The organism is Blastomonas sp. CCH9-A1, assembly GCF_001557175.1.
In the GTDB taxonomy this organism is placed as follows: domain Bacteria; phylum Pseudomonadota; class Alphaproteobacteria; order Sphingomonadales; family Sphingomonadaceae; genus Blastomonas; species Blastomonas delafieldii_A.
The window spans coordinates 37,887-63,502 of record NZ_LSHM01000041.1 but is presented as its reverse complement, the minus strand read 5'-3'; the positions used below and the strand labels follow the sequence as shown (position 1 = coordinate 63,502).

The window sequence follows — 25,616 nt, the reverse complement described above, 5'->3', positions numbered from 1 at the left end:
GGCTCAGCTGCTGACCGGCGTGTCGACATAGCCGGTCAGTCCCCAGGGATCATAGGGGCCGAGCACCAGCTGCTCGAACGTTCCCATGCCGCGCTCGCCGTCGCTGGTGGTGACGCGGCAGAGGATTTGCACGTGCAGATTGCCCATGTCGGGGGCGAGCGGATCGAGCGCGGCGAGGTCGAAATCCTCGCGCTCCACCGCGAGCGCGCCATGATGGAGGCCATGGCCCCAGCGCGGGCAGGTATAGCCAAGGCCGCGCATCTGGAAGCGCTGCACCGGCTCGAACGTCACCATGAGCGGCCCACTATCGGTATCGATGCTGAGCTCGCCGCCCGCCGGCCATCGGGTGCCGGGATGATGACGGGTCGTCATGCGCGCAGCGGGGGTCTCGACAAAGCCGTCATGCGCCGCGCCATCGGGTGCGATCGCCGCACGGGTGTTCCACGGCGTGCCGCTGCGATGCGCGTTCACATGGAAGAACAGGCTGCGTCGCTCCAGATTGACTGGCGTCCATTGCCAGAAGAAGCACGGTTGGCGGCTGGCCGAATGCGGTTGCATGTCGGCGGCGCCCACTGGCCGCACCCCCCAACTGCGATCGCGGGTGCCGCTGCACTCCGATGCGAGCGCGATCCGCTCGCCATCGACCTCGATCCAGCCGGCATAATGGCCGTTCTGCGTCATCCGGGTATAATCCATGAAGGTGCGCGGGCCGTTGCGAAAGGTGAAGCGCGGCTCCTCGATCGGGAAGGCGCGACCGGTAAAGGTCAGTTCCGCCTTGATGCCTTCGCCATCGACATGCACGCGCAGCACACGGAGCGGTTCGATCACCTCGATCCGGATCGGGCCGACCTCCAGGTCCATCCGCTCCATGCCAAGTTCGCGCGAAGCATGAAGATTGTGCTGCATACCGTTGCGAATACAGGAAAAACTAGCATCTGCTATGTCAAGATGCGGGTAGACGCCGAACGCTAGCGCGAAAAATCCGCTGCCATCGGGGTTATAGCCGTTGAAGAAATAGCGGTCGTAGAAATTGCGGTCGGTTCCCGAATAGGCAATCGGCTCGGCCGTCTGGTGCAGAGGAAAATCATCACCTTTGGTCAGCATGTGCTTGCCTCCGAATGGTTTTCTGCCCAACGCAGCAAGGCGCCGATGCTGTCATGATCGAGCGCGAGGCTGCACGCGCCGCGCGCCATGGAAAGGAAATTGGCGTCGCCGCGCTCTGTGCGTTCGACAAAGGCGGCACTGAATACCGCAGTAGAAAGGCCCGACAGCGCGCCGATGCGATATTCGTCCCAGATCTGGGCGCGGTGGCGCGGCACGCCCAGCCGGGTCATCTCGGCGCAATACAGGTCGATCAACTGCGTCTCATGCGCATGTCGCAACTCGCTGCCGATGCCGGTTCCGAGAAAGTAGCCGAGATCGCTGGTCCCGCCGCCGGTGACGCAGGTCTGCCAGTCGACCACCGCCAGCGGCTCGGCACCCCCGCGGATGTCGAACAGCATGTTGTCGAGCCGATAGTCGCCATGGGTGATGCAGCGCGTCGATGGCGTGAAATGGAACCACGCGGCGCAATGCGTGGCCAGCTGTTCGCAGATATCGAGATATTCGGGCTCGATCTGTCCGGCATAGCGCTCGCGAAAAATGGCCTGGGCCCCGGGATAGGCGGAGATGATCCAGTCGCGCGCCGCAAGGTCAGGCAACAGCCAGTCCTCGTCGAGCAGCGGCAGGCCATCGGTGGACGCGTGGAGCAAGGCCGCCTCGCGCACCGCTGCCTCGGCCTCCGCCAGCGTGCACGAATGGAGCTGGTTGCCCACCCGGGCGGGGCCGAGATCCTCGAACAGCAGGATGAAATCGCATCCCGCCTCGTCGATCAGCGCGGCATAGACCCTTGGCACCCGCATCGGGATGTGCGGGGCGACGCACGCGTAGAAATTGACCTCACGCAGATAGAGCCGGAAATGCGCTGCCGTTGCGCGGCTGGTGGCATCGCGCGACGGCAGCTTTGCGGCAATGGATGTCGGCGCGTGCGGGGCAGGGCGATCATAGCCCAGAGTGATGCGCACGGTATCGCCGACCTGACCGGTGCCGATCGGCGCAATATCGATCGAGGTGATTTGCGCGCCGTGCAGCGCATCGCTCGCATCGAGCGTGGCCTGCAGCCACTCGCGGCTGATTTCTTCCGCTCGCGTGGGAAATCCCGGCATCGCTCTCCTTTCCACCGGATCGCGTCCGGCGTCTGTTTAATCGTACGATTAAACAAGCGAGGGCGAATTGCAATCCGTCAAATACGGGGGAGCGTGCAGGGGGGTGTCAGGCGAGTTCGCTCGCCAGCCGGGCCTGCATCTGGTGCACCATCGGGTGCATTGCCTGGATCTCTGCAAACCCGAGCCGATCGGCTTCGAGCGATCGTTCCAGTCGCACCAGGCGATCGAGAAGGTGCTGGGTCTCATAGACCAGCCGCTGCGCTTCGGCGGGGAGCCGGGCAACGACAAACGGGTCGCTGCTGCTGCATTTGCCCAGCGAGCGGCTGCGGCTGCGCAGTTGGTGCTCGGAAAGCTCGCCCGCGAAAAACGCCTTCTGGTTGAGCAGCCACGCGATCGAATGCATCAGCCGCGTGGTCACGCGCAGCGACTCGCACGACATGTCGATGCGGATTTCGTCCTGATCGGCGACGCCCTGCTGTTCGACGGTGAGCTCGAAATAGGAGCGGGCCTCGTCGGCGAGCACCATCGCTTCGACATAGAGCGACTCGACCAGCTTGGCCGTGAAGGGGGATTGAACGCTTTCCATTTGGCTTGTCTGCCAAATCTGCAAGGACATGCACAGATCAAAGACTTGGTTAACGCACGGTTACACCTTCGTGTGTCAACTCGGAACAATCGCCTCGTCGCGCGTGAACCGGTTCAGGCAATGATGTCGGGGATGAGATAGTCTTCGAGCATGGCGATCTGGTCGCGCAGCATCAGCTTGCGCTTCTTCAGCCGGGCAAGCTGCAGCATGTCAGGAGTGCCGCCGTTGCTCAGCGCAACGATGGCATGATCGAGATCGCGATGTTCGATGCGCAATGAGGCCAGCTTCTGCCGGACTTCTTCCTCTGTCACGCGCGCGCCCTTTCCCCACCACAGCCCGCCGCCGAAAACGGCGCAGAATCGCCATAGCGCAGGCGCGAGGCCTGCCGGTTATCGCGGTTATGGAATGTTTCGCCGCAATGCAAGCGCGCCTGTGCATAACCGCAAAGACAGGTCGGAAATTTTATGTTTAGATTGTCAGCCCACGATGAGAAGGCAACGAGTCGAAGGAGACATACATGCTGAACGACAGCCATACCGAAGCCCTCAAGGCCAAGCATGCTGGTATCGAACGGATGATCCACGACGAGGAGCGCAGGCCGGCACCCGACACTGCGCTGATCGCCAAACTCAAGAAGCAGAAACTGCGTATCAAGGAGGAAATCAGCCTGCATTGACCAGGCTGATCTGATCACCGCGGATGTCGGCCGGGGGGCCTGACGTCCGCAAAACCGCCCGGCGCGCCTGCAAGGTCCTGATGGACCGGGGGCAGAGCGCGCGTCGGGCGACGGTGGCTCCCGCTATCCGCGCTAGCGCAGGACGCTTAGCGGATCGACCAGTCGGACATCGTGCATCTGGTCGAGATAGGCTTCGTAATAGCCCTTGTGGGACAAGCCCACCACGGTGAGCATCCGCGCGCCCGGATAGCGGCCCAACACATCGCGCATGTTCGCGACCATGCGCAGGTTGCGCGTTTCCCAATAGCCCAGATACTGGCGGCCGAAGCCCTGCGGCGAGGGTTCGGCCAGCGCGGCCCCGAAATCCGACCGATAGACCAGCATCGGGCCGTCGGGAGCGTTATAGGCGCGGTAGAGATTCAGCAGACCGTCGGGCTGGTCCAGCCTGGCTTCGAGCGCGGTGCTCATGTCCTGACGAGTCTTGGAGGCCGGATTGTCCCAGGCTGTGGTAATCGCCTGTTCGAAGGCCTTGTTTTCCGCCGGGTCGTTGGGGCCCGGGGTATCGGCCGAATGGTCATCCACGCTCCATAGCCGCTCCAGCCCAAGCCTTGCCGCCAGCGCAGCAGCGATCTGGCAGGTCTCGTCCTTTCGCGTGAGCCGATTTTCGATCCATTGCGCCAGCGGCTCGGTCAGCCCGTCGCCCGCCTTGCGTTCTTCGGGAGGCAGGCGCAGCCACTGGACGACCGCCGAACCCGGCTCTCCCGCCGCGAGAAAGACCGCCGCAAGATGGCGCCGCTGGCCCGGCGTTGGCGCGGCCGGCCAGTCCGCCAGCAGCCGCTCAGCCTCGGCATTGGCAGCGGGCACATCCAGCCCGGTTGCTGCGGCAGCGGCTGCCGGGTCGAAGCAATAGATCTTCACCGTCTCGGCATAGCGCTGCGGGTAGCGGCGCAGGCTGTCGCATTGCAGGCCTGACAGGTTTTCGGTCGCGATCGCCATGGGTTTCCATGCTGCGAGGCGATCAAGCACGGGAGCGAGCAATGCGTTGAGCGCAGCAGCCGTGTATTGCTCGGGCAACCCGGAAAGATGCGGCGTGCCGAGCACGAGAACCTCGTTGGGTGCGCCCTGCGGCGGCCCTTTGAGCTCATGAGGGCGGAAGCTCGGGCGATAATCCTGCGCGGCAAGCGGCGCCGCGGCCAGGCCCATCGCGGCGACGATCGGCACGGCCCGTGCAAGGCCGGCAATGAATGGCAATGCAAAAGGCAAGATGTCCCCCGGAAATGCTGTGTATTGCCGTGTTGCTACACTGCACCAATCGCGCTGTCCATCGTCAAATCATCCCCCAAATCGGATGGAAGCCCGGATGGCGCGCCGTCGCGCTGCGTGCTAGACCCCCTTGCATGTCCGAAGCCCAGATCAACGCCACGCTCGCCGCCCGCAACATTCTCACCCGGCTTCACGATGTCATGGCCGCGCGCACCAACGCGCAGGCCAAGCTCAATCAAGTGGTCGACATCATCGGGGATTCGCTCAACAGCGAGGTGTGCTCGATCTATCTGTTGCGCGAAGGCGTGCTCGAGCTGTTCGCGACACGCGGTCTGAACCAGGAAGCGGTGCACGTCACCAAGCTGGCGCTCGGCCAGGGGCTGACGGGCACAATCGCAAAGAATGTCGAGACGCTGAACCTTGCCGAGGCGACCGCCCATCCGGACTTCCAGTATCGCCCCGAAACCGGCGAGGAAAAGTTCCACAGTTTCGCGGGTGTGCCGATCGTGCGGATGGAGCGGGCCGTGGGCGTGCTGTGCATCCAGCATGTCGAGCCGCGCCGCTATCTCGAGGTCGAGATCGAGGCGATGCAGACCGTGGCGATGGTGCTGTCCGAACTGATCGCCAATGCCGGGCTGGTCGATGCGCAGGCAGCGCTCGATGGGGGCGCCGAGCTCACCCATTCGCAGCGTGAAATGGGCTTCCCGCTCGTCGCGGGGCTCGCCAGCGGCAAGGCGGTCTTCCACCAGCCACGCATCACTATCGAACATGTCGTCGCCGAGGATGTCGAGGCCGAGCGCCAGCGCGTCTATTCCGCCTTTATCAAGATGCGCGAGCAGATCGACAAGATGGCGAGCCAGGCCGAGTTCGGCAAAGGCGGCGAGCATGACGAGGTGCTCGAGACCTACAAGATGTTCGCCTATGACGAAGGGTGGTCGCGGCGGATCAACGAGGCGATCGACAGCGGCCTGACCGCCGAGGCCGCGATCGAGCGCGTTCAGCAGCGTACCCGGATGCGGATGCGGCAGATCGACGACCCGCTGCTCGCCGACCGGATGCACGATCTGGAGGACCTCTCCAACCGGCTGCTGCGCATCGTCTCGGGCCAGATCGGCACGGCGGCGCAGATGGGGTTGCGCCAGGACACCATCCTGATCGCGCGCAATCTGGGCCCGGCCGAATTGCTCGAATATGACCGTCGGCGGCTGAAGGGCGTGATCCTGGAAGAGGGGTCGCTGACCGCGCATGTCACCATCGTCGCACGCGCGATGGGCATCCCGGTGATGGGCCGGATGCGGAACATCCTCCACCAGGTGCGGCAAGACGACCATCTGCTGATCGACACCAACGAGAATTCGGTGCTGATCCGGCCCGCGCCTCAGGTGATCGAGGCGTTCGAGGCCAAGTTCCTGCGCAGTCGCGAGAAGCAGGCCGCCTATGCCGCGCTGCGCGATGTCGAGCCACGTACCAAGGACGGGACGCGGGTCGACGTGCTGATCAATGCGGGTCTGCGTGACGATATCGCCCATCTCGCGGTGACGGGTGCGGACGGGGTGGGGCTGTTCCGCACCGAATTCCAGTTCCTTGTGTCCGCAACCCTGCCGCAGCGCGAGCGGCAATTGCGGTTGTACCGTGACGTGCTCGATGCCGCGGGCGAAAAGCCGGTCGTGTTCCGCACGGTTGATATCGGAGGTGACAAGTCGCTGCCCTATCTGCGCGAGGACGGGCCGGGCGAGGAAAATCCTGCCATGGGCTGGCGCGCGGTGCGCGTGGCGCTGGAGCGCGACGGATTGCTCAAGGTCCAGGCGCGCGCTCTGATCGAGGCGGCGGCCGGCAAGACGCTCAATGTCATGTTCCCCATGATCGCCGAACCCTGGGAGTTCGACGCGGCGCGCCAGGTGTTCGACGATCAGCTCGCCTTTCTCAAGGGGCGCAAGAAGCTGCTGCCTGATCGCATCCGCTTCGGGGCGATGCTCGAGGTGCCTGCGCTGGCCGAAACGCTCGACATATTGGGGCCAAAGATCGATTTCCTCTCGATCGGCACCAACGATCTCACGCAGTTCCTGCTCGCGGCGGACCGTGCGCATCCCAAGCTGGCGCAGCGCTATGACTGGATTTCGCCGGCCATCCTGCGCTTCATCCGCAGGGTCGTCAAAGCGGTCGAGCCCTATAATATCGACCTGACCGTCTGCGGCGAGATGGGCGGGCGGCAGCTTGAAGCGCTTGCACTTCTCGCGGTCGGCATTCGCCGGCTGTCGATCACCCCAGCTGCTGTCGGCCCGATCAAGGCCATGGTGCGCTCGCTCGACCTGCAGACCGCCACGGCCAAGATGGAAGAAATGCTGGCTTATCCGCCTACCAACATGCGGGAGGTGCTGCAGGATTGGGCAATGGCGCAGGGTGTGGAGCTCGGCTGACGCAACCCTTTTTGGTCAGCCATTTGCGACACGATCGTTACAACTGTTTTCAAGCCCGAATGGGTTAAGATTCCGCCAATTTCGTTGACTTCGGGGTTGGTTCATGGTTCTCCCGATATGGAGCCAACAGGATAACCGGGACGACCCGGATCGGGAGCGCAAACGTGTCTGACACGCCCTATAACGCAGGTGGTGCGTCATCCGAGGATGGCGCGACCACCGGGGATCTGTTTCCGCCCGCGCATGTCGGCGAGCGGCTGGCCTCTGCCCGTGTGGCGCGCAGCCTGACACTCAACGACATCGCCTCGCGCACCCGCATTCCCATGCGCCATCTCGAAGCGATGGAGGCGGGAAAGTTCGAAACGCTGCCAGGACGGACCTATGCGATCGGCTTCGGCAAGGCCTATGCGCGCGCGGTCGAACTTCCCGAAGAAGAGATTGCCCAGCAGATTCGCGAAGCGCTGGGTGGCGCATCGCACGTGCCGACCCGCGAGGTCACCCAGTTCGATCTCGACGAGCCGAGCAAGGTCCCGTCGGCAAAGCTGGCGCTGCTTGCGGCGGTGACCGGCGCGGTCATCCTGCTGGCCGGGTTCGGGATCTGGCGCAGCTATCTGTTCCCTGCGGCGAATGTCGAGGAACTTGCCCAGGCCGCCGATGCGGCCTCGGCGAGCGATGCCGCCCCTGCCAGGCGCAAGGCTGGAGGCACGGCGCCGTCCGCGCCTGCGGTCGATCCCAAGGCAGAGGTCGTGTTCACCGCCACCGAGGACAATATCTGGATCAAATTCTATGATGGCGAGGGCAAGCAGCTGATGCAGAAGCAGATGGCGCTTGGCGAGCAATATACGGTGCCGACCGACGCAGTGAATCCTCAGGTCTGGACCGGTCGCCCCGATGCATTCGAGATCACCGTGGGCGGGCGCACGGTGGCACCGCTCGGTACCTCCGAAGTTGCGGTCAAGGACGTGCCCGTGACGGCTGCCGCGCTGATGGCACGCCCGGCTGTTCCGGCAGCGACAGCCAGCCAGGAAAGCCGCAGCGCCAGTACAGAGGGCTGAGCAGCATCAGCGCTCTGGTCAACTGGCGTTCAGTGACGTCATGCCATCCAAATTCGTGCTCGCGCGGCTTTGACGAAAGCGGCGATCGCCCTATAGACCTTTTGTGCCTGACATCCGTTCGATCTGGAGCCTGACATGACGACCGCCCGCCTATCACCCGTAATTCCGCGCCGGATCGGCCTATCTGCCCGGATGCTCGCTGGCACGGTGATGGCAGCGCTGGTCGCCACCGCCAGTCCCGCTGCGGCGCAGGCCGCTCCGCTGGAACCGCGCGTCAAGAAGCTGGAATCGGAAATGCGCGCCGTGCAGCGCAAGGTCTTCCCGGGGGCCTCGGACCGGTTCTTCGAGCCCGAAATCGCAGCGCCGACCGCCACGCCGACCCCCAGCGGTGTTTCGGCGAGCGCGCCGCTGACCGACCTGCTGCAGCGCGTGGACACGCTGGAAACGCAGATCACCCGGCTGACCGCCCAGACCGAGGAAAATGGCTTCAAGATCGGTCAGCTCGAAAAGCGGCTCCTGCAGCTTGAGGAGCAGGCCAAGGCCGCCGCTGCTGCCGCCTCCGCAGCACCCGCACCGACGGCCGCTCCCGGCGCTCCGGGAGCAGGTGCCGCAACACCGCGTCCGGCCACGCCCGCGGCGGCGAGCGCTGCCGCTGCCGCCCCGAGCGCCGAACGCGTCGCCGCCGTCGCCAAGATCGAGAAGCCGCAAAGCGCCGATGCGGGCGAGGACGCCTATCTCTACGGTTATCGCCTATGGGAGGCGAAGTTCTTCCCCGAAGCGCAGGCGCAGCTGCGTTTCGCGCTGGAAAAACATCCCAAGCACAAGCGGTCGAGCTACACCCGCAACCTGCTCGGCCGGGCCTATCTCGACGACGGCAAGCCGAGCGCTGCCGCCAAGATGTTCGCCGAGAATTACGAAAAGGAACCCAAGGGCGATCGCGCCCCGGAAAGCCTGTATTTCCTCGGCGAATCGCTGATCAAGCTCAACGAGAAACCCAAGGCCTGTGTCGCCTTTACCGAGCTGGCCGAAGTCTATCCCGAAGTGGCGGCAGGGCGTCTGTCGGACCGGCTCGCTGCCGGGCGCCGCAATGCCGGATGCAAGTGACGCGGACCTGAATCGCGTCAGCGCGGCGCTCACCGCGCTGACGGGCGACAGCAAGGCGCATCTGCTGCTCGCCGTCTCTGGCGGGCCCGACAGCATGGCGCTGACCGATCTGGTCCGGCGCGGCTGGCTCGGACCGGTCAGTGCGGCGACCGTGGATCATGGTCTGCGCCCCGAAAGCGCCGATGAGGCGGAGATGGTGGCGCGGTTTTGCGCCTCGACCGGCATGACGCATGCCGTACTCCGCCCCGACCAGCCGATAACGGGAAGCCTGCAATCGGCGGCGCGCGCTGCGCGCTATGCATTGCTCGCTGCGCATGCCGATGCGATCGGCGCGGCCTTTATCGTCACTGCGCACCATGCCGACGACCAGCTCGAAACCATGCTGATGCGGCTTGCCCGCGGCAGCGGGGTGGATGGCCTGGCCGGGGTGCGCGCGCGCAACGCCCGGACCGTGCGTCCGCTGCTGGGCTTTCGCAAGACAGAGCTGGTCGCGCATTGCGAGCGTCACGCGATTCCTTTTGCCTGCGACCCCAGCAACGCCAATCCCGATTTCGACCGCGTCAGGATGCGCGAAGCGCTGCAGGGTCTTGACGTCATAGATCCGCTGATGGCGGTGCGGTCGGCGGGCGCGCTGGCCGAAGCAGGCGAGGCGCTCGATTGGATTGCGTCGCGCGAGGCCGAGACCGTAATTGTCGGCGATTTCAACGGAATCCGGGTGGTGCAGACCGCTTTCCCGCCTGCGCTGCTGCGCCGCCTGATGCTGATCGCGCTGGACCGCGTGCAACCGGGAATTGCCGTGCGCGGACCCGCGCTCGACCGGCTATTCGATACGCTGACAGGCGGAGGGCAGGGGATGATCGGCGATGTCTTGTGCGGGCCCGCGGCGGATGGCCGGGGCTGGCATTTGCGCCCCGCTCCGCCACGCAGCGCTTCGACCGGGGGTTCTGCGCCAGAATAATGTCGATCGCACGCCAAAGCGCGGGCGGATTATATTGTCATTCAGGATTAGCAGCCTATCTTGATCATGGTTTATGGCTGCAAAGGCTTTGAGATGAACGACGATCAGGATCCCGGTTCGAACCAGAACGGCTGGATGAAGAACATGCTCATCTGGGCAGGGGTCATCATCGGCCTGCTCGTGGTCGTGTCGCTCATCGATACGCGCGGCTCGGCCGATCGCGGCAGTTCGATCAGCTATTCGACTTTCCGCGACCGCGTGGCCGATGGTCAGGTCAAGAATGTCGTGATCTCGTCCGATCGCGTGACCGGCACCTATGTCAACGACGAGGCCTTCTCTGCAGTTCGCGTCGAGAACGACCCGACGCTGATCCCGCTGCTCGAGGAAAAGGGCGTCGACTATAGCGGCAAGGCGATCGAACAGCCCAGCCTGCTGGTCGCGATCCTGTTCCAGTCGCTTCCCTTCATCCTGATCATCGCCATCGCGTTTTTCGTCCTGCGCCAGGTGCAGAAGGGCGGCGGGGCGAGCGGCGCGATGGGCTTTGGCAAATCCAAGGCCAAGCTGCTCACCGAAAAGGCCGGCAAGGTCACCTTTGCCGATGTGGCCGGTATCGACGAAGCTCGCGAGGAACTGCAGGAAATCGTCGAGTTCCTGCGCGATCCCAGCAAGTTTGCGCGGCTCGGCGGACAGATTCCCAAGGGTGCGCTGCTGGTCGGCTCGCCCGGTACCGGCAAGACGCTGCTCGCACGCGCGATCGCGGGTGAGGCAGGCGTTCCCTTCTTCACTATTTCGGGCTCGGACTTTGTCGAAATGTTCGTCGGCGTCGGCGCCAGCCGCGTGCGCGACATGTTCGAACAGGCCAAGAAGAACGCGCCATGCATCGTGTTCATCGACGAAATCGACGCCGTGGGCCGCCATCGCGGATCGGGCCTCGGCAATTCGAACGACGAGCGCGAGCAGACGCTGAACCAGTTGCTGGTCGAGATGGACGGTTTCGAGGCCAATGAGGGCATCATCATCATCGCGGCGACCAACCGTCCCGATGTGCTCGACCCTGCGCTGCTGCGCCCAGGCCGCTTCGACCGCCAGGTCGTTGTGCCGGTGCCCGATATCGAGGGCCGCGAGAAGATTCTGCAGGTGCACATGAAGAAGGTGCCGCTGGCACCCGATGTCAACGCGCGCGTCATCGCGCGCGGTACGCCCGGTTTTTCGGGCGCGGACCTTGCGAATTTGGTCAATGAGGCTGCGCTGCTGGCTGCGCGGCGTGGCAAGCGCCTGGTCGCGATGAGCGAGTTCGAAGCTGCCAAGGACAAGGTCATGATGGGTGCCGAGCGCAAGTCCATGGTGATGACCGAGGACGAAAAGCGCATGACCGCCTATCACGAGGCAGGCCACGCGATCGTCGCGGTGCACGAGCCCGCATCCGATCCGATCCACAAGGCGACCATCATCCCGCGCGGTCGCGCGCTGGGCATGGTCATGCGTCTGCCCGAGCGCGACGTGTACAGCTATCATCGCGACAAGATGTATGCGAACCTCGCTGTCTCGATGGGCGGCCGCGTCGCCGAGGAAGTGATCTTTGGCTATGACAAGGTCTCTTCGGGCGCGAGTGGCGACATCCAGTATGCGACCAAGCTGGCGCGCGACATGGTCACCAAATGGGGCATGTCGGATGAACTCGGTCCTCTGCAGTATGAAGAGCAGTCGGAAGGCTATCTCGGCTATGGTCAGTCTCAGCGGCTGATGATGTCGGACGAGACTGCTCGCAAGATCGATGCGGAAATCCGCAAGGTCGTCGATCAGGGCTATGACCGCGCCAAGCAGGTGCTGAGCGACCATGTCGACCAGCTCCATACGCTGGCCCAGGCTCTGCTCGAGTACGAGACGCTGAGCGGCGACGAGATCAAGGAACTGCTCGACAGCGGCAAGCTCGACCGGCCCGATGGCAGCAAGGCCAAGCCCGATGTCGCGCCGGGTATCGGTGCGGTCATCCCCCGCGCAGGCAAGCGCAAGGGGCCGTTCCACGATCCCAAGCCGCAGGGCGCCTGATCGAGCCCGAGCGGGTCGGGCAAGGCCGACAGCGTGGGTATTGCTAGAACTCTGATGACGGCGCTGGCGCTTCAGGCACCGGCGCCGTCATTGCATCCGGCCACCCCGTCGATCGAGACCGTGCGCGATTTCCTCACTGCAGCAGAGGCCCTTATGGCGAAAGGAGCAGACGGGGTAAGGACTCCCGAAGCGGACGCGGTACGGCAGGCCGTGCAGGACGCCGCCAGGGCCTATCGTGCCGCGCTCGCGGAGAGCGCCAGCCGCGGCGAAGCGGCGCCCAGTTGCCCTCCACCGCCTGGCCAGGCACAGCTTACCATTCCCGATCTGATCGGTGACTTTCAGGCTTTCCCGGACGCCAATCGCGACATGCCCGTCACCACCGCCTTTGCGCTGGTCATGACCTTGCGTTATCCTTGCGCTGCGGCGCAGAAATGAGGTCATTGGCCATTCATCAGGCAATGATAGACAGGCTGCGAGATCATGGAGGGAGCATGGGCATGAAGCGGGGCATTCAGGCGGGCATTCTTGCAGCGGTGGTGATGCTGTCGACCGGAGCGGCATCGGAAATGACCGTGGGCGAGTTTCTGGCGGGAATGAAAAAGGCCGAAAGCATGGGCCCGGCTGCCTTGCTCTCAAGCGACGTGCGCGCCTTGCGGGCAGAGTCGGACCGGGTACGCGAACTGTATGTGGCCGACATTACCCGGCAGAAAAAGGCGGGCGGCAAGATGCACAGCTGCCCACCGGCCAGCGATCGCCCGAAGATGACCGGCGAGGAACTGCGCGTCTATCTCAGCAGCCTTCCTCCGTCGGCGCAGAAAAAGCCGTTTCGGGTCGCGGTCTATGACCTGATGAAGAAGAAATTCCCCTGCAAGTGATGCGAGGCGGCAATCGCCCCCCGGCTTTGCGGCGCGGAGGGCGATGAAGCTCAGGCGGCGAGAAAGCCTTCGAGCCGCCCGCGAATGATCTGCTCGGCCTCGGCCATGATACGGTCGATCAGCTCCTTGCAGGTGGGGATATCGTGGATCAGGCCGGCGACCATGCCGCAGCTCCACGCGCCTGCATCCATATCGCCTTCCATCATGATCCGGGGGTAGACGCCCGCGACCTGCTCGATGATGTCGGTGAACTGAAGGTCCTTGCCCTTTTCCTTCTCGATCACCAGCAGCTTCTCGACTGCCTCGTTGGTCAGCACGCGCTCGGTATTGCGCAGCGGGCGCATCACCAGCCGGGTGTCGAGCTCGGATGCGGCCACGATCGCCTGTTTCACGTTTTCGTGCACCGGGGCTTCTTTGGTGGCGATGAAGCGCGTGCCCATGTTGATCCCATCGGCGCCCATGGCGAGCGATGCGACCAGCGAACGTGCATCGGCCTGGCCGCCCGAGGCGACGAAGGGAATGTCGAGCTCGTCGGCGGCGCGGGGCAGCAGGATCATGTTGGGCACATCGTCCTCGCCCGGATGGCCGCCGCATTCGAAGCCATCGACCGAGACCGCATCGCAGCCGATCGCCTGGGCCTTGAGCGCGTGGCGCACGCTGGTGCACTTGTGGATCACCTTGACGCCCGCGTCCTTGAGATAGGGCAGCACCGATTGCGGATTGTTGCCCGCGGTCTCCACCGCCTTGACGCCGTTCTCGATGATGACGCGCACATAACCGGGATAATCGGGCGCGGTGAGCACGGGCAGGAAGGTCAGGTTCACGCCGAACGGCTTGTCGGTCATCGCCTTGCACTTCTTGATCTCGGCATCGAGATCTTGCGGAGTCTTCTGCGTAAGCCCGGTGATGATGCCGAGCCCGCCCGCGTTCGACACCGCTGCGGCCAGTTCGGCAAAGCCGACATAGTGCATGCCGCCCTGGATGATCGGATGCTCGATACCGAACAGCTCGGTGATGCGGGTCTTCATGAGGCTCTCTCCTTTATCTTTGTGATTCGGGGCAGATCAGACGAACAGGGCGACCGATTGCATCGCGGTCATCACCGGTTCGAGCCTGCTGTTCCATACCGTCATGTACTGGCTTGCCGCGCCATGATGCGCGTGGTGTGTGACCGATTCGAGCAGCCACCAGCCATTCACGGTCTCGGGTGCGTCGGTGAGCAGGTTGACCTGCCAGTTCATGCTGCTCACCGGCCCCGCAACATCCATCAGCCCCATGGCCGAGGGCGGCAGTCCATCGCCGATGGCGAGCAATTCGGTCATCGGATCGAGCCCGTCGCGCTCGGCCAAGCGGTGCCAGTTGGCGAGGCGCGGCGTGTTCATGCCCAGTTCGAGCCGCTTTTCGGGATATTCCATTTGCGACGTGAAGAATTCGGGCGGGCCGCTTCGCGTCGTGCCTTCTGCAGGCGGTGGCGCGACGTCCGGGCGGTGGACGCCTTCGAACTCGATCTTGCTCTCGCGCTTGCTCATGAAGATGAAGGTGCCGATAAAGCCGAGGCCCTCGGCGCTGCGGATCTTTACTTCGACAAAGGCGGTGTTGCGCCCGCGGCGCAAGAGGTCGGTCGAGATCGTCAGTTCGCCTGCCAGCGGGCCAACGAACGCAACCTGGGCAGAGCGCAGCGGCGGTGCATCGGGCACGGTCAGCCGCGCGGCATGATGCGCGAGCGCGGAGGACAGGCCGCCATAGCAGGTCCGCCCCTGCATCCAGCACGGAGCGACGGAAACGGTCCAGCCATTGTCGGCGCGGACAAACGAAGCGAGGGTCTGAGCGAGATTCATCGCGCGATTAAGACCAGAGATTCCGGCGCGAATCCACCGGAAATTTGCCGATAATCGGCTGCCGCTACGGATCGCTGGATGTCAGGGAAGGGGAAGGCTGGTGGGCGTAGGAAGGATTGAACTTCCGACCCCTGCGATGTCAACACAGTGCTCTACCACTGAGCTATACGCCCACGCTTTAGCCTTGCTGCCGGTGCTGTGCGCCGCGGCAAGGGCGGTCCATTACAAAGAGCTTGGCACTCGTGCAAGCGGTAAATGATGCCGCTCGCCGATTATTGCCTCAGAGGCTCTGCGCGAAGGTACCGCGCGAGAAGACGCGGTCGACTTCCAGCACCAGATCCTTGAGGTGGAAGGGCTTGGAGAGCACCCGCGCGCTCGGCGCGGCCTGCTCGGCCTTGAGTGTGACCGCCGCGAATCCGGTGATGAACATGACCTTGGTGTTGGGTGAAATGCGCCCGCAATGCTGGGCCAGTTCGATCCCGTCCATTTCGGGCATCACGATATCGGTCAGCAGCAGATCGAAATGCTCGTCCTGCAGCAGCGGCAGTGCCGCCGTGCCACGATCTACCGAGACGACCTCATAATCGGCCTTTTCCAGTGCACGCTGCAGATAGGTCCGCATGGCTGCATCGTCTTCCGCCAGCAAAATCCGCAACATCGCCACTGTCCTCCATGGAAGCTGTCCGGACCTTGTATGCCGCAGGCAGTTAAGATTTTCCAGCCAACCGGATACCTTGTTTGCACGATGCCCCGAAGCAGGACAGCGACTGGAGCGGAAGTAAACGCAGGCTGGCAGCGGCCGTTGCATGGCCTGCGCCTTTGACTTGGCCGACGCTTTGGCGCATGCCCTTGCGCCATGGACGACGCGCCCAGCCAAGCCGCGATGCCATCGCGCCATTTCAGCCTGGAAGGGGTGGAAAGCGCGCGGCTGCCGGTTCTGGTCGCGGTTCCGCATGCCGGGCGCGACTATCCCGACGAAATTTTGCAGAATTCGCGCGTCGCACCCGAGATCCTGGAGCGACTCGAAGATCGGCATGCCGACATGCTGCTGCCCGATCTTGTGAAGCTGGGATGTCCTACCCTGGTCGCGCATGCCGCGCGCGCCTGGATCGACCTCAATCGCGCGCCGAGCGAAATCGATCCGCAGATGGTCGCGGACGCACCACGTACTGCCTTTGCCCAGCCTAGCGCCAAGGTGCGCGGCGGCCTGGGGCTGGTGCCGCGCCGTCTGGCCGACCATGGGGAACTCTGGCGCCGGCCCTTTGCGCAATCGGCGATCGCCGGGCGGATCGCGCAGCTGCATGATCCCTATCACCGCACGCTCGGCCAGGCGCTGGCGAGCCTCAAGGCGCGATTCGGCTGTGCGCTGCTGATCGACCTTCACTCCATGCCGCCGCTGCGGCCCGAAGGCCCGGCCAGACCGCCGCAGATCGTGCTTGGTGACCGGTTCGGGCGATCGGCCGACGGGGCTCTGTGCGATCTGGCGCTGAGGACCATGGCGCGGTCGGGATTCGAGGTCGCGCTCAACCATCCCTATGCCGGCGGCTATGTGCTCGATCGGCACGGACGTCCTGCAAGGGGAATCCATGCGCTGCAGGTCGAGATCGACCGCACCCTCTATCTTGCAGCGGATCTCAAGCAGCCAGGGCTGGGTCTTGCCCGGGTCAGCGCTGCGCTGGCGCATCTCGTCGGCACCCTGGCGCAGGATTTGCTGCGCAGCGATCGCGGTCCCGACCTCGCCATCGCCGCCGAATAACCTGCTGAATTCATGAAAAAACCGCCTCGTGACGGATCACGAGGCGGCCAAGGTTCAGGGAGGAGGTGCACTAGTGCACCTGTCGGAATGCGAAAGGGGGGGAAGCATCCCGACACCCATAATCTAGGACAATCGCTGGCCGACTTCAATGGCTGGAACGGTAAAATTTCTGCCCATGCGAATATTCTTGCTAATGCGAGCGAGTCGCAATAACCTGAGCCAGTCGCTGCGATGAAGCGCGGCGACGGCAAAGCGAAGGAGTGGTCATGGGCTTTTGGTGGCAAGACATGCTGGATCGACCAGCCGAACTGGGATCTGCAACGCTGGTCGAGGCAAGGCTGGTCGTGGCGCTCAGAATTGCGGTGTTCGCGCACAAGTCCGGCACCGACCCCGCGCCGCACGTCGCGGCAAGGCTGGGCAGTACCGCGCTGTCCAACCAGCTGTCGCTGGTTGTCGAGGCGATGGGCCAGGCCTGGCCAGAACCGTTCTGCGTTTCTCGCCCGTGCTGCGCACGGCTCTCGCCCGATGAGACAATGTTTGTCGCGATGGTGCGCAGCGCCGCGCGCGGCAATCGCGCTGCCTTCGACCGGCAGACGCGCGAGATGCTCGGCGAGGATGCACGCAACCTCATCTACAACCTGATGTGGCAGATGGGCAGGATGGTCGCTGCGGACGCGTGAGGTGCCTGGTCAGCCGGTCTCATTGACATAGCTGCGGATGAATTCGGCGATGGCATGGAAACCGTCGCTGAATGCCGCGCCGGTGCGCCACAGGGCTGCGATCGAGCGGCGTGCATTCCATCCGGCAATGTCGAGCGTTGCCACGACTTCCGCCGCCTGAGTTTCGGCGGCCATATAGCGTTCCGGCAGCAGTGCCAGGCCGATGCCCGAGCCCACCATCTGGCGGATGCTGTCGAGGCTGGTGCCTTCGTAGTCGTGGAGGATGTGTGCGCCGACCTGCTCGCAGATGTCGCGCGTCTGCCGGTGGAAATGGTGACGCCGGTCAAGCGTCAGAAAACCTTCGCCCTTGAGTGCCTCCGCCGGGATATTCTTCTGCCCGGCCAACCGGTGATCGGGCGGCGCGATGACGAACATCCGTTCGCTGAACAGCGGCTCGACCACGATTCCCGTCGCATCGACCGGCATCGGACACAGCATCATGTCGAGCTCGCCGCGCATCACCTGCCGGACCTGATCGTCGGGAATGCCTTCGCGGATGTGCAGGCGCAGGTCGGGCTGTTCGCGGTGCAGCCCGGCCACGATTGCGGGCATCAGATAGGGGCCAAGCGTCGGGGTCACGCCGAAGCGCAAGGTGCCGCCGATGCCCTTGCCTGCGCGCCGCGCGAGGTCGGAAAGGTCGCGTACCTGGACAAGGATGCCGCGCGCGCGTGCCGCTATGTCGCGCCCCAATGGGGTAAGCTGGACGTCCTGGCCGCTGCGGTCGATCAGCGATGCACCCAGCCGCGCCTCCAGCGTGCGCAGCTGCTGGCTGAGCGTCGGCTGCGAAACATGGACCGCAAAGGCCGCCCGTCCGAAATGGCGGTGGTCGTCCAGCGCGACCAGATATTGCAATTGGCGAAGACTAGGCATGTGCGACCCCCTGTTCGATAGAGAATGTCTATCGAATCATCGTCGTCCTTTCAAATGGAAACAATGATACGTTGTGCCATATACCATGCACAACAAGCAGCGGAGCAAACCCCTCCCCGAACCGCTCCAACCCAACTGCTTGAAAGATGCCGCAGCTTGAACGGACACCCCAAAGCTGCGGATAGGGTGGTGCATCGGTCCGCCGAGGTCGCAGCTTAGCCTCCGATGCGCCACCCGCCTATCTCGCCGGTGCAGGCCGGGCCTCGGGGTGCTTGTCCTCCCTCCGCAATCTGTTAGCCTCTACCCAATCGCGCGACCGGTACAGCCGGCGTGCCATCCTTGGGAGGGGACGTCATGCGGCAATTGCAGGGCATGGACGCATCGTTCGTCGCGCTGGAGCAGCGCAACGCGCCGATGCATATCGGATCGATCCTGATCTACGATCCGTCGACAGCACCCGGCGGGTTCGTCCGGTTCAAGGATATCCTGGCCTTTTTTGAATCGCGCATGCACCTGTCGCAGACGATGCGGCAACGGCTGGTCAAGGTCCCGCTCAATCTCGATTATCCCTATTGGATCGAGGACCCGGATTTCGATCTCGAATATCATGTGCGCCATGTCGCGCTGCCCAAGCCGGGCGACTGGCGGCAGCTGTGCATCCAGGCGGCGCGCATCTTCTCGCGCCCGCTCGATCTCACGCGCCCGCCCTGGGAGTTCTGCGTGGTCGAGGGGCTCGACAATATCGAGGGCGTGCCCAAGGGCAGCTTCGCGATGATCACCAAAGTGCACCATGCCGCGATCGACGGCATGTCGGGGATCGATCTGATGGATGCGCTGCACACGCTGCGCCCCGGCGATCCGCCGCCGCCGGCCTCCAGGGCATGGCGACCCGATCGCGTGCCCGATCCGCTGGGGCTGTTCCTCAAGGGTTATGCGCGGGCCTGGCTCAACCCCTGGCGGCAGACCGGGGTGATCGCCAAGGCGGCGCCGGGGCTGTACCGCGCCGCCAAGGGGCTGGTGACCAGCGAGTTCAGCCTCAATCCGGCGATCTCCGCACCGCGCACGCGCTTCAACGTTCCGGTTTCGCCCAACCGGGTGGTCGAGGGACGCACGTTCACGCTGGCTGACGTCAAGGCGCTGCGAGCGCTGTCGCCCGGCTGCAAGATCAATGACGTGTTCCTCGCGATCATCGGCGGCGGCCTGCACCGCTATCTCAAGGCGCATGACGAACTGCCCGAGGCGAGCCTGACCGCCATGGCGCCAATCTCCGTGCGCGCGGAGAAGGAAAAGAACACCATGGGCAACCAGGTGTCGGCGATGGTCGTGCCGCTGGGCAGCCATATCGCCGATCCGGTCGCTCGGCTTGCCTATGTGCATGAGCAGACGATCCAGTCCAAGGCGATGACCGATGCGCTTGGCGCGCGGCAGATGACCGAGATGAGCAAAGTCTCGCCGGCGCTGTTCATGGCACTGGGGGCGCAGCTCTACACCCGGCTGGGCCTCGCCAATTACGTCAAGCCGCCGTTCAGCACGGTCGTCACCAACGTGCCCGGCCCGCCGGTGCCGATCTATTCAACCGGCGCAAAGATGATCAGCATGCACGGTCTGCTGTGCCTCACCGACGGTCTGGCGCTCGGCCATGTCGTGCAGAGCTATGTCGACCAGGCGACGATCGGATTTACCGCCTGTCGCAAGGCGATGCCCGATCCCGAATTCTACTCCCAATGCCTGCAGGCCTCGTTCAAAGAGCTCATGGCGGCTTTGGCATCGGGTGGGTCCGAAGCGGCCGAGAAGCCTGCGGCGAAGCGCAAGGGGAAGAGCAAGGCAGCCGCGTCAGCGTGATTGCGCTGGCATTTGCGGAGCGCAGCTCCATATTGTGTGACAGATCGGAGACTTCATGACCGCTACCGCTGCTTCTGCCAATCCGAGTGCCGCGAGGCCGCCGCACCTTTTCTGGACCCTCAGCGAGGGGCGTGCCCTGGTCGAACTCGGCGCATTCTATGCCTTGCGCGGCCCGCTTGCGATGCTGCCGCGGGGTGATGGGCACAGCGTGCTGGTGCTTCCGGGCTTTCTCGCGAGCGACCGGTCGACCAAGCCGATGCGCGATCTGCTGAAGAGCCTTGGCTATGACGCGCATGGCTGGGACATGGGCCGCAATATCCGGATCGACAATGCGCGCGAGGCGCAGATGAACGATCTGCTCGATCGCATCCATGCGAGCTCGGGCCGCAAGGTCTCCATCATCGGCTGGAGCCTGGGCGGCGTGTTCGCGCGCGAGATCGCCAAGAACGCGCCGGACAAGGTGCGACAGGTGATCTCGCTCGGCAGTCCGATCTCGAACGATCGCGGCCATACCAACGCGCGCCGCCTGTTCGAGCGGCTGAATGGTCCCGAGCCCGAGCCTCTGCAGGCCGGTCGCTTCCGCAATCTCGACGAAGCGCCGCCGGTGCCGACCACCTCGATCCTGAGCAAGACCGACGGCATCGTCGCCTGGCGCGGATCGGTGCAGAAGCCCGGCCCGCAGACCGACAATATCAAGGTTCTCGCCAGCCATTGCGGCCTCGGCGTCAATCCGATGGTGATGTACGCGATCGCCGACCGTCTGGCGCAGGCCGAGGACGCCTGGCAGCCTTTCGACCGCTCGGGCTGGCGCGGGCTGCTGTTCGGGTCAGTCAAGGCGGACTGAGCTTAGCGCCTCACTCCGATCAGCTGTTCCGCCGCCAGCCGCCCGGTCTGCGCCGCGCCGTTCATATAGCCAGTGTGCGCATCGGAAAGATGCTCGCCTGCAAACAGGATCGGGCCGGAGGGCAGGGGCGGGGTGACCGTGCCGTCTTCTTCCTCCACCCAGAAATGCCGGGCAAAACGGGTGAGCTGGCCCGGCAGGAAGCGCGAATAGGCACCTTGCGCGAACGGGTCCATCGCCCACGCGGTGCGGCGGACGCTTCGCGCGGATAGGCCGGGCACGGCGGGCGCGATCTCGCGTTCGCAAACGCGGACCATGGCTTCCGGCGAGAGGTCGGCCAGGCCTGAGGTCTGGTTGCCGCCGAAGAACCAGGTGAGCACGCCCGCCGGGACTTCATCCTGCCCCGCGCTCGCGCCCCAGAATTCGCTGAACAGCCCCGGATCGCCGCCGGTACGTGCGGCCCAGGCTGCACCGCCCGCCCCGGTGACCGGCTCCCATGGGCGCGTGGCATAGCCGGCGTTGATCTTCTCGTTGCGCCCGCAGCTCAGCTCGCGCGTCAGCGCCAGCCAGGGGGCGGGGAGCGTGTCGCCGAAATCGATGCTGCGCAGCACCTGCGCGGGCACGGTGACGATGACGCGGTCTGCGATGATCACCGCGCCATTGGCAAAGCGCAGCTCCACCGCCTTGCCCTCGCGCCGAACGCTGAGCAGGGCATGGCCGGTCCTTATCCGTTCCATCAGCGGCGCAGCCAGCGCGCGCGGGATGGTCGAGGAGCCGCCCGCGAGGCTGTAGCGCTCGTCGCTGCCCGAAATGAGGGCTACACGGTCGGTATCGATCGCGGGAAGGTTGAAGAACAGCTCGAGCGCCGAGACATCGTCCGGCTCCGATCCGAATTCGGTGCGGATCGTCGCCTCGATCAGCGCCCGTGCGCGGGGGCTTGCCGCGGCCCCGGCGGCATCGAGATACTGCCGCACCGACATCGTGTCGAACCGCGCGCCATGGGTGTCGAAATCCTCGTCCACCAGCGCGGCGTCTGCAGCGATGCGCGTGGCCAGCGGGCGGAATTCGGCGATTAGATCGGCCTCGGTCACCGCCTTGCCATCGACCACGAACACCTCGTGCGTCACCATCGCGCCGCGATCGATCAGACCGATGTCGAAGCGCTTGGCCAGCGCCAGGATATCGGCATGGTTGGTGTTCACCAGATGCGCGCCGTCCTCGACATAGAGTCCCGGTTCGGGCAGTCCGCTTGATGTCAGGACGCGTCCGCCGACACGCCCGCGCGCCTCGTAGATGGTCGCATCGAAACCGGCGGCGACCAGCCGATCGAGCGCGACCAATCCGGCGAGCCCCGCTCCGATGATCGCGATGCGGCTGCGCTTGCTGATCCTGGCTTCTGCAGGTTCGACCAGGGAAGGGGGCAGGCCCATTGCGGCAATACCGGCGAGCACCTGCCGTCGGTCCAGCCCCGGCCCGGATTTATGGATGGTATCGGGCGCGGCCTTGGCCAGCAGTCCCCAGACAAAACCCGTTCCGCGCATATGCCGTGCCTCCCCCTGCAGACGCTACGGAAGGTGAGGGTGATCCCAACGCCGCGTAGCGTCAAGATTAATGGCAGATTGGGCAAATCGGGCTGGACATTGGTGCGGCGCACCCCAAATGACGCGCACCAAAAGGGAGCGCGCATGTTTCACAGTCTCTGGGCTCAGCTGGCCCTTGCCATGTCGGCACTCGCCGGCACCGCCGCACTTGCAGACGCGCGGCGCATGCGGCGCACCAATTTCGACCAAGTTGGCTTCATGCCGTGGACCAGCATCTCGATGCTGGCGATCACCGGCGCAATCATTTCGGCCGCCCTTGCGCTGAAGGGTCTCTGATTAGAGACAGGCCTCGAGAAACGCCTGTTCGAAGCCAAACTGGCGCGCCTTTTCCAGCGTATAGGGGCGCAGACCCGTCGAGCGATATTCGCCGATGATCTTGCCGTCGCTGCCTTCGTCCAGATATTCGAACTTGAACAGTTCCTGGGTGACGATGACCTCGCCCTCCATGCCGATCACCTCGGTAACGTTGGTCACGCGGCGGGAACCGTCGCGCAGACGCTTGACCTGGACGATGATGTCGACCGACTCGGCGATCTGGCGGCTGATGGCTTCCTTGGGAATCTTGATGTCGCCCATCAGGATCATGTTCTCCATACGGCCGAGCGCCTCGCGCGGGCTGTTGGCGTGGAGCGTACACATCGATCCGTCGTGACCGGTGTTCATCGCGGCGAGCAGGTCGAAGCACTCCGCGCCACGAATTTCGCCCAGGATGATCCGGTCGGGGCGCATACGCAGCGCGTTCTTGACGAGATCGCCGATGCTGATCGCGCCCTTGCCCTCGAGGTTCGGCGGGCGCGTTTCCAGCGGCAGCCAATGCGGCTGCTGCAAGCGCAGTTCGGCCGCGTCCTCGATGGTCAGCACGCGCTCGCCCGGATCGATCATCTTCGACAGCGCGTTGAGCATGGTGGTTTTACCCGAACCGGTACCGCCTGAGATGACGATGTTGAAACGGCAGGCACCCGCAATCTTGAGCGCGGTCGCCATCTTTTCCGACATCGCGCCCCAATCCTTCAGATTGTCGAGCGTGATCGGCTTTTCGGAGAACTTACGAATGGAGATCGCGGTGCCGCGGAGCGACAAGGGCGGGATGATGACGTTGACGCGGCTGCCGTCCTTGAGGCGGGCGTCAGCGAGCGGCGTCGTCTGGTCAATGCGGCGACCGACCTGGTTGACGATCCGCTGCGCGATCTGCAGCAGATGTTCCTCGTCGCGGAACTGGATCGGCGCGATCTGCAGCTTGCCCTTCTTTTCGATATAGGTCTGCTCGGGGCCGTTCACCATGATGTCGGTGATCTCGGGATCGTTGAGCAGTTCCTCGAGCGGCCCGAAGCCGAGCAACTCGTCGATCAGCACCTTTTCCAGCGCGAACTGCTCGCGCCGGTTGAGGGTGAGCTTGAGCTCGGCGAGCACCTCGAGGATGATCGGGCGGAATTCCTCGGCCAGCTCGTCCTTGGTCAGCGTGGCAGCAGCTTCCGGGTCGACGCGTTCGAGCAGGCGCGGCAGCACCTGTTCCTTGATCTTGTGGACCGACGCTTCGAACCCTTCGACCTTGGGGCCGGTGTCCGCGACCGAGTTGGCGCGATCCGAAAGGCGCGTCATCGCGTCGTTCAGTGCGGCGCTCTCCGGCGTCATGTCGATCATGTCGAGACCGGGCAGATCGACGCTATCGAGGTCGGGGAACTGATCGCCACCCATGTCGAGCGACAGGCCCAGCCGCGCTTCGGGCGGCGGGGTGGGGGCACCCCCCTTCATCGGGCGGGCGACGCCAAAGCTCGGCCGTGCGCCGGGCCCCATCTGTCCAATCCCATTCTTTCTGCCAAAAGCGCTCATGGTGACCGATTTTCCCGGATTGTGTCGGTGGCAGCCGGAAGCCGCCTGATATCTCATGGTGAATAGCCCGGAAACTTTGACAATGTCCTAACAGGCGACGCTGTCGGACCCTTGCCTTGGGGCGACTGCCCCGTTGGTGCTTGCATCCGTGCCAATATTGGGCATTAAGCCGGGCAAAAGTTAACAACCCACCAGCAGGCGCGACGACTTGGCCGAAAATACGACGAACGCCGAGAAGAGCGATGCTGCAAGCCGCCATCGCGGCGCGGGAATGCTGTTTGCGCTGCTCGGCTTTGCACTGCTTTCCTGCGGCGATGGGCTGATCAAGTCGACCGCAGGCCAATGGCCGGGCATGGCGGTGGCGGCACTGCGCTTCACGCTGGGTGCGATCGGGCTGGGACTGGTGCTGCTGATCCGGGAGGGGCCGCAAGGTTTCCGTTTTCCGCGACCCAAGGTGCAGCTGGCGCGGGGCTTCTTTCTTGCCGGGGCGACGGTCACCTTTTTCTCCAGCATCTTCCTGATGCCGCTCGCCACTGCGACCTCGATCCAGTTCATGGCGCCGCTGCTCACAGCGGTGATCTCCTCGATCCTCTACAAGGAACGCTTGAGCCCGGGGAGATGGGTGGCGACGCTGATCGCCTTTGTCGGCGTGATGATCGTGCTCAGGCCCAGCTTTGCCGATCTGGGCCCTGCGGCGCTGCTGCCGCTTGCCGCCGCGTTCGGGATGAGCGGGCTGATGATGAGCAATGCGCGCGCTGCCGGATCGGGCAGTGTGCTGCTGATGCAGTTTCTGGTCGCCGCCGTCGCCGCGCCGCTGCTTATCCTCTACGCCGTGCTGGGGCATCTGTCGGGCATGCCCTCGCTGCACATCGGCTGGCCGAGCTGGTATGTCGTGATCGTCTGTGCCACCGTGGCCGTATCGGCCAGCTTCAGCCACATGTTCGTGTATCTAGCCACCGCGCGCAGCTCGGCGGCGACCGTGGCGCCGATGGTCTATGTCCAGATCATCGTTGCCATCGCGATCGGCGTGGTCTTCTATCGCGACTATCCCGATCTCGTCGCACTGGCCGGTACCGGGGTGATCATCGCGAGCGGAATCTATCTGCTGCGCGACGGACGCAGATAGGGAAGG

Annotated in this window: 25 protein-coding genes and 1 tRNA gene; 14 read left to right on the top strand and 12 right to left on the bottom strand. The window is 64.4% G+C overall.

Annotated features, from left to right (window positions below; translation table 11 throughout):
• Positions 1 to 3: 3 nt before the first annotated feature.
• From AX725_RS12165 to AX725_RS12150, 4 genes are all read right to left on the bottom strand, one after another.
• Entirely contained in the window at positions 4 to 1,104 is a 1,101-nt protein-coding gene (locus tag AX725_RS12165) for an Rv3169 family protein (RefSeq protein ID WP_060978858.1), read from the bottom strand.
• A complete protein-coding gene (locus tag AX725_RS12160) occupies positions 1,098 to 2,204 on the bottom strand; it encodes a phosphotransferase family protein (protein WP_060978859.1) in 1,107 nt (368 codons plus the stop codon). The genes AX725_RS12165 and AX725_RS12160 overlap by 7 nt, the downstream gene beginning before the upstream one ends.
• 106 nt (positions 2,205 to 2,310) lie before the next feature.
• Positions 2,311 to 2,790: a DUF1465 family protein gene (locus AX725_RS12155; protein WP_060978860.1), complete on the bottom strand. Its 480-nt coding sequence runs from the start codon at positions 2,788 to 2,790 to the stop codon at positions 2,311 to 2,313.
• Positions 2,791 to 2,903: 113 nt separating this feature from the next.
• Positions 2,904 to 3,101 (bottom strand): YdcH family protein, encoded by a 198-nt coding sequence (locus AX725_RS12150; protein ID WP_060978861.1) that lies wholly within the window; start codon positions 3,099 to 3,101, stop codon positions 2,904 to 2,906.
• 206 nt (positions 3,102 to 3,307) lie between these two features.
• Between AX725_RS12150 and AX725_RS20575 the strand changes: the two genes are divergently transcribed.
• The gene (locus AX725_RS20575; protein WP_023838338.1) at positions 3,308 to 3,466 is read left to right on the top strand and encodes a YdcH family protein; all 159 of its coding nucleotides are present in this window, start codon (positions 3,308 to 3,310) and stop codon (positions 3,464 to 3,466) included.
• A 132-nt stretch (positions 3,467 to 3,598) separates the two neighbouring features.
• Here the strand turns inward: AX725_RS20575 and AX725_RS12145 are convergent, their stop codons facing one another.
• Positions 3,599 to 4,729: a DUF5694 domain-containing protein gene (locus AX725_RS12145; RefSeq protein WP_231725746.1), complete on the bottom strand. Its 1,131-nt coding sequence runs from the start codon at positions 4,727 to 4,729 to the stop codon at positions 3,599 to 3,601.
• A 134-nt stretch (positions 4,730 to 4,863) separates the two neighbouring features.
• Here AX725_RS12145 and ptsP point away from each other — a divergent pair, with 134 nt between their 5' ends.
• The 7 genes from ptsP (at position 4,864) to AX725_RS12110 (ending at position 13,187) form a co-directional block, all read left to right on the top strand.
• Positions 4,864 to 7,146, top strand: a complete 2,283-nt coding sequence (gene ptsP / locus AX725_RS12140) for a phosphoenolpyruvate--protein phosphotransferase (RefSeq protein WP_066115025.1) — start codon at positions 4,864 to 4,866, stop codon at positions 7,144 to 7,146.
• Positions 7,147 to 7,310: 164 nt separating this feature from the next.
• Entirely contained in the window at positions 7,311 to 8,201 is an 891-nt protein-coding gene (locus tag AX725_RS12135) for a helix-turn-helix domain-containing protein (protein ID WP_060978863.1), read from the top strand.
• Positions 8,202 to 8,336: 135 nt separating this feature from the next.
• Positions 8,337 to 9,305 carry a tetratricopeptide repeat protein gene (locus AX725_RS12130; RefSeq protein ID WP_060978864.1) on the top strand — a complete coding sequence of 323 codons (969 nt, stop codon included), beginning with the start codon at positions 8,337 to 8,339 and terminating at the stop codon, positions 9,303 to 9,305.
• Entirely contained in the window at positions 9,289 to 10,263 is a 975-nt protein-coding gene (gene tilS / locus AX725_RS12125; protein WP_060978865.1) for a tRNA lysidine(34) synthetase TilS, read from the top strand. Before AX725_RS12130 ends, tilS begins: the two co-directional genes overlap by 17 nt.
• Positions 10,264 to 10,356: 93 nt before the next feature.
• Positions 10,357 to 12,312 (top strand): ATP-dependent zinc metalloprotease FtsH, encoded by a 1,956-nt coding sequence (ftsH, locus tag AX725_RS12120; protein ID WP_060978917.1) that lies wholly within the window; start codon positions 10,357 to 10,359, stop codon positions 12,310 to 12,312.
• Between the two features lie 54 nt (positions 12,313 to 12,366).
• Positions 12,367 to 12,747 carry a hypothetical protein gene (locus AX725_RS12115; RefSeq protein ID WP_060978866.1) on the top strand — a complete coding sequence of 127 codons (381 nt, stop codon included), beginning with the start codon at positions 12,367 to 12,369 and terminating at the stop codon, positions 12,745 to 12,747.
• Between the two features lie 62 nt (positions 12,748 to 12,809).
• The gene (locus AX725_RS12110; RefSeq protein ID WP_060978867.1) at positions 12,810 to 13,187 is read left to right on the top strand and encodes a hypothetical protein; all 378 of its coding nucleotides are present in this window, start codon (positions 12,810 to 12,812) and stop codon (positions 13,185 to 13,187) included.
• 50 nt (positions 13,188 to 13,237) lie between these two features.
• Here the strand turns inward: AX725_RS12110 and AX725_RS12105 are convergent, their stop codons facing one another.
• The 4 genes from AX725_RS12105 to cpdR form a co-directional block, all read right to left on the bottom strand.
• A complete protein-coding gene (locus tag AX725_RS12105; RefSeq protein ID WP_060978868.1) occupies positions 13,238 to 14,215 on the bottom strand; it encodes an NAD(P)H-dependent flavin oxidoreductase in 978 nt (325 codons plus the stop codon).
• A gap of 36 nt (positions 14,216 to 14,251) precedes the next feature.
• Positions 14,252 to 15,025 (bottom strand): thioesterase family protein, encoded by a 774-nt coding sequence (locus AX725_RS12100; protein ID WP_060978869.1) that lies wholly within the window; start codon positions 15,023 to 15,025, stop codon positions 14,252 to 14,254.
• A gap of 98 nt (positions 15,026 to 15,123) precedes the next feature.
• Positions 15,124 to 15,198, bottom strand: a tRNA-Val gene (locus tag AX725_RS12095).
• Positions 15,199 to 15,305: 107 nt separating this feature from the next.
• Positions 15,306 to 15,683, bottom strand: a complete 378-nt coding sequence (cpdR, locus tag AX725_RS12090; RefSeq protein ID WP_060978870.1) for a cell cycle two-component system response regulator CpdR — start codon at positions 15,681 to 15,683, stop codon at positions 15,306 to 15,308.
• Positions 15,684 to 15,881: 198 nt separating this feature from the next.
• Here cpdR and AX725_RS12085 point away from each other — a divergent pair, with 198 nt between their 5' ends.
• Complete coding sequence (locus AX725_RS12085; protein ID WP_081096848.1) at positions 15,882 to 16,781, top strand: N-formylglutamate amidohydrolase; 900 nt, start codon at positions 15,882 to 15,884, stop codon at positions 16,779 to 16,781.
• Positions 16,782 to 17,068: 287 nt separating this feature from the next.
• The gene (locus AX725_RS12080) at positions 17,069 to 17,461 is read left to right on the top strand and encodes a hypothetical protein (protein ID WP_060978871.1); all 393 of its coding nucleotides are present in this window, start codon (positions 17,069 to 17,071) and stop codon (positions 17,459 to 17,461) included.
• Positions 17,462 to 17,470: 9 nt separating this feature from the next.
• Here AX725_RS12080 and AX725_RS12075 read toward each other — a convergent pair whose 3' ends face one another.
• Complete coding sequence (locus AX725_RS12075; RefSeq protein ID WP_060978872.1) at positions 17,471 to 18,370, bottom strand: hydrogen peroxide-inducible genes activator; 900 nt, start codon at positions 18,368 to 18,370, stop codon at positions 17,471 to 17,473.
• A gap of 354 nt (positions 18,371 to 18,724) precedes the next feature.
• Between AX725_RS12075 and AX725_RS12070 the strand changes: the two genes are divergently transcribed.
• A complete protein-coding gene (locus AX725_RS12070) occupies positions 18,725 to 20,212 on the top strand; it encodes a WS/DGAT/MGAT family O-acyltransferase (protein ID WP_208597971.1) in 1,488 nt (495 codons plus the stop codon).
• 55 nt (positions 20,213 to 20,267) lie between these two features.
• Positions 20,268 to 21,056 carry a lipase family alpha/beta hydrolase gene (locus tag AX725_RS12065; protein ID WP_060978874.1) on the top strand — a complete coding sequence of 263 codons (789 nt, stop codon included), beginning with the start codon at positions 20,268 to 20,270 and terminating at the stop codon, positions 21,054 to 21,056.
• 2 nt (positions 21,057 to 21,058) lie between these two features.
• Here AX725_RS12065 and AX725_RS12060 read toward each other — a convergent pair whose 3' ends face one another.
• Positions 21,059 to 22,594 carry a flavin monoamine oxidase family protein gene (locus tag AX725_RS12060; RefSeq protein ID WP_060978875.1) on the bottom strand — a complete coding sequence of 512 codons (1,536 nt, stop codon included), beginning with the start codon at positions 22,592 to 22,594 and terminating at the stop codon, positions 21,059 to 21,061.
• A 144-nt stretch (positions 22,595 to 22,738) separates the two neighbouring features.
• Here AX725_RS12060 and AX725_RS20935 point away from each other — a divergent pair, with 144 nt between their 5' ends.
• Positions 22,739 to 22,930 carry a hypothetical protein gene (locus AX725_RS20935; protein ID WP_155645976.1) on the top strand — a complete coding sequence of 64 codons (192 nt, stop codon included), beginning with the start codon at positions 22,739 to 22,741 and terminating at the stop codon, positions 22,928 to 22,930.
• Here AX725_RS20935 and AX725_RS12055 read toward each other — a convergent pair whose 3' ends face one another.
• The gene (locus tag AX725_RS12055) at positions 22,931 to 24,484 is read right to left on the bottom strand and encodes a TadA family conjugal transfer-associated ATPase (protein ID WP_060978876.1); all 1,554 of its coding nucleotides are present in this window, start codon (positions 24,482 to 24,484) and stop codon (positions 22,931 to 22,933) included.
• Positions 24,485 to 24,692: 208 nt separating this feature from the next.
• Between AX725_RS12055 and AX725_RS12050 the strand changes: the two genes are divergently transcribed.
• Entirely contained in the window at positions 24,693 to 25,610 is a 918-nt protein-coding gene (locus tag AX725_RS12050; RefSeq protein WP_208597973.1) for a DMT family transporter, read from the top strand.
• Positions 25,611 to 25,616 lie beyond the last annotated feature (6 nt).

What these genes read in the sequence shown, in the direction of transcription:
- AX725_RS12165 (WP_060978858.1), bottom strand. Translation starts at nt 1,104, where the DNA reads ATGCTGACCAAAGGTGATGATTTTCCTCTGCACCAGACGGCCGAGCCG.
- AX725_RS12160 (WP_060978859.1), bottom strand. Translation starts at nt 2,204, where the DNA reads ATGCCGGGATTTCCCACGCGAGCGGAAGAAATCAGCCGCGAGTGGCTG.
- AX725_RS12155 (WP_060978860.1), bottom strand. Translation starts at nt 2,790, where the DNA reads ATGGAAAGCGTTCAATCCCCCTTCACGGCCAAGCTGGTCGAGTCGCTC.
- AX725_RS20575 (WP_023838338.1), top strand. Translation starts at nt 3,308, where the DNA reads ATGCTGAACGACAGCCATACCGAAGCCCTCAAGGCCAAGCATGCTGGT.
- ptsP (WP_066115025.1), top strand. Translation starts at nt 4,864, where the DNA reads ATGTCCGAAGCCCAGATCAACGCCACGCTCGCCGCCCGCAACATTCTC.
- AX725_RS12130 (WP_060978864.1), top strand. Translation starts at nt 8,337, where the DNA reads ATGACGACCGCCCGCCTATCACCCGTAATTCCGCGCCGGATCGGCCTA.
- tilS (WP_060978865.1), top strand. Translation starts at nt 9,289, where the DNA reads ATGCCGGATGCAAGTGACGCGGACCTGAATCGCGTCAGCGCGGCGCTC.
- ftsH (WP_060978917.1), top strand. Translation starts at nt 10,357, where the DNA reads ATGAACGACGATCAGGATCCCGGTTCGAACCAGAACGGCTGGATGAAG.
- AX725_RS12115 (WP_060978866.1), top strand. Translation starts at nt 12,367, where the DNA reads ATGACGGCGCTGGCGCTTCAGGCACCGGCGCCGTCATTGCATCCGGCC.
- AX725_RS12110 (WP_060978867.1), top strand. Translation starts at nt 12,810, where the DNA reads ATGAAGCGGGGCATTCAGGCGGGCATTCTTGCAGCGGTGGTGATGCTG.
- AX725_RS12105 (WP_060978868.1), bottom strand. Translation starts at nt 14,215, where the DNA reads ATGAAGACCCGCATCACCGAGCTGTTCGGTATCGAGCATCCGATCATC.
- AX725_RS12100 (WP_060978869.1), bottom strand. Translation starts at nt 15,025, where the DNA reads ATGAATCTCGCTCAGACCCTCGCTTCGTTTGTCCGCGCCGACAATGGC.
- cpdR (WP_060978870.1), bottom strand. Translation starts at nt 15,683, where the DNA reads ATGTTGCGGATTTTGCTGGCGGAAGACGATGCAGCCATGCGGACCTAT.
- AX725_RS12085 (WP_081096848.1), top strand. Translation starts at nt 15,882, where the DNA reads ATGGACGACGCGCCCAGCCAAGCCGCGATGCCATCGCGCCATTTCAGC.
- AX725_RS12080 (WP_060978871.1), top strand. Translation starts at nt 17,069, where the DNA reads ATGCTGGATCGACCAGCCGAACTGGGATCTGCAACGCTGGTCGAGGCA.
- AX725_RS12075 (WP_060978872.1), bottom strand. Translation starts at nt 18,370, where the DNA reads ATGCCTAGTCTTCGCCAATTGCAATATCTGGTCGCGCTGGACGACCAC.
- AX725_RS12070 (WP_208597971.1), top strand. Translation starts at nt 18,725, where the DNA reads ATGCGGCAATTGCAGGGCATGGACGCATCGTTCGTCGCGCTGGAGCAG.
- AX725_RS12065 (WP_060978874.1), top strand. Translation starts at nt 20,268, where the DNA reads ATGACCGCTACCGCTGCTTCTGCCAATCCGAGTGCCGCGAGGCCGCCG.
- AX725_RS12060 (WP_060978875.1), bottom strand. Translation starts at nt 22,594, where the DNA reads ATGCGCGGAACGGGTTTTGTCTGGGGACTGCTGGCCAAGGCCGCGCCC.
- AX725_RS20935 (WP_155645976.1), top strand. Translation starts at nt 22,739, where the DNA reads ATGTTTCACAGTCTCTGGGCTCAGCTGGCCCTTGCCATGTCGGCACTC.
- AX725_RS12055 (WP_060978876.1), bottom strand. Translation starts at nt 24,484, where the DNA reads ATGAGCGCTTTTGGCAGAAAGAATGGGATTGGACAGATGGGGCCCGGC.